A 1,437-nucleotide genomic window follows, 5' to 3' on the forward strand; every position below is an offset into this window, starting at 1 on the left:
ACCGCCTGCCCAACAGCACGGACAAGGAGGTAACAACCCCGAAACAGGGCGGAGACAAAACGAAATGTACAGATTTAGGTGTACAAAAACCGAAAAAGAGGAAATCAATGAGAGCGAAATACCTTGCAGATGATGCAGAAATGGAAGCTTTAAAAGAAAACCCTCAGAAGAAAACACCTAAGTACAAGCAGTACAAAGACTTTGATGATGAAATCAGAAAATTAGATTAATTATGGCAAAAAACATTTCCACTCTTCCAGAAGAAGAGAAGCGAGCTATTACTCACGCTATGCTTGAATACCAGCAAAAGCATGATATAAAGGCAACGGCATTCAACAAACTTACAGGTACAGGTCAATACGCCTACCATATTCTGAATGGGAATTACAAAGTAGGTGATTCTTTTATATCAGACCGTATATTTAACCGTGTTAGGTTATTTTTAAGTAATGACTTTTTAATAGAAAATGACAACCTTGATAAAACCATTTGCTGTCTGAAAGAGGCACTTGATTTTTCAGAATACAGAATTATCTGCGGTCATACAGGTAGAGGGAAGACCTTTGCGGTGAAAGAGTTTATTAAAATCTTCCCTAATGCAAATGTGTTTTTAATAACATGTGATGGAGATATGACAAGTAAGGAACTTGTGACAGAGATATGTTTGCAGATGGATATTAATCCAGTAGGTACAGTAAGTAGACTAAGAAAGGAGATCTCTAAAAAATTACTGAAGTATGATAAGAAGCCCTTATTGATCTTCGATGAAGCAGAAAACCTACGTCAAGGGGTTTATGCAACCATTAAAGCAATATGGGATTCAGTGGAAAATTTGTGTGGGATTGTATTGGTGGGTGCTACTGTAAAAGGGCAATTGTATTGTCATTGGCTTGAAGATATGGGAAGGAGATCAAAAGCCCATTTTGATGTATTCTACTCTCGCTTTGCCACTGACCCGCTGATTCTTGAAGATATGAGCGATAAGGATTTCGATGAAATCTGCGAAAACTACGGCGTAAAAAAGTCGCATGATGTAGAAAGAATTCGAGCAAGTGCAAAAGGAGATATGCGTTTTGCTATCAAAAGACTACAAAGGTATTTCAGGGAAAAGAATAACATAACCAATGCCTAACAAGATCCACAACCAAATCACTGGACTAATCAATGATATTGTCCTCTACAACATACAAATAAAGAGTTTGGAGGAGAGTAAAAACCAAGTCCAAAAACAAGTTACTCAACTTATAAATGATAACCCCGAATTCCTGCGCGATGGCTTTTTTCTTCTTGACTCGGAAAATATACTGCACTTCAGAAACAGTAATACCGATGAAGTGATGCAGGTAGAAATGAATCAGGAAGTAAGCAGAATGCTCAGAGAACTAGGAATTAAAAAGAAAAAATGAAAGCAATTTTAGTAGAAATTATCCCCGGAGA

General features: G+C 37.3%; 3 protein-coding genes. All 3 read left to right on the top strand.

The genetic code is table 11. From position 1 onward, the window contains the following. Positions 1 to 230: hypothetical protein (locus PL77_RS32165; protein ID WP_044213654.1), on the top strand; the 230-nt coding region annotated here is incomplete at its 5' end. 2 nt (positions 231 to 232) lie between these two features. Next, positions 233 to 1,132 carry an ATP-binding protein gene (locus PL77_RS29755; protein ID WP_044213655.1) on the top strand — a complete coding sequence of 300 codons (900 nt, stop codon included), beginning with the start codon at positions 233 to 235 and terminating at the stop codon, positions 1,130 to 1,132. Next, complete coding sequence (locus PL77_RS29760) at positions 1,125 to 1,406, top strand: hypothetical protein (protein WP_044213657.1); 282 nt, start codon at positions 1,125 to 1,127, stop codon at positions 1,404 to 1,406. The genes PL77_RS29755 and PL77_RS29760 overlap by 8 nt, the downstream gene beginning before the upstream one ends. The last annotated feature ends 31 nt before the right edge of the window (positions 1,407 to 1,437 follow it).

The organism is Flammeovirga sp. OC4 (assembly GCF_000812565.1).
Lineage (GTDB): Bacteria > Bacteroidota > Bacteroidia > Cytophagales > Flammeovirgaceae > Flammeovirga.

Coding starts and splice junctions, on each gene's coding strand:
- PL77_RS29755 (WP_044213655.1), top strand. CDS start 233: ATGGCAAAAAACATTTCCACTCTTCCAGAAGAAGAGAAGCGAGCTATT.
- PL77_RS29760 (WP_044213657.1), top strand. CDS start 1,125: ATGCCTAACAAGATCCACAACCAAATCACTGGACTAATCAATGATATT.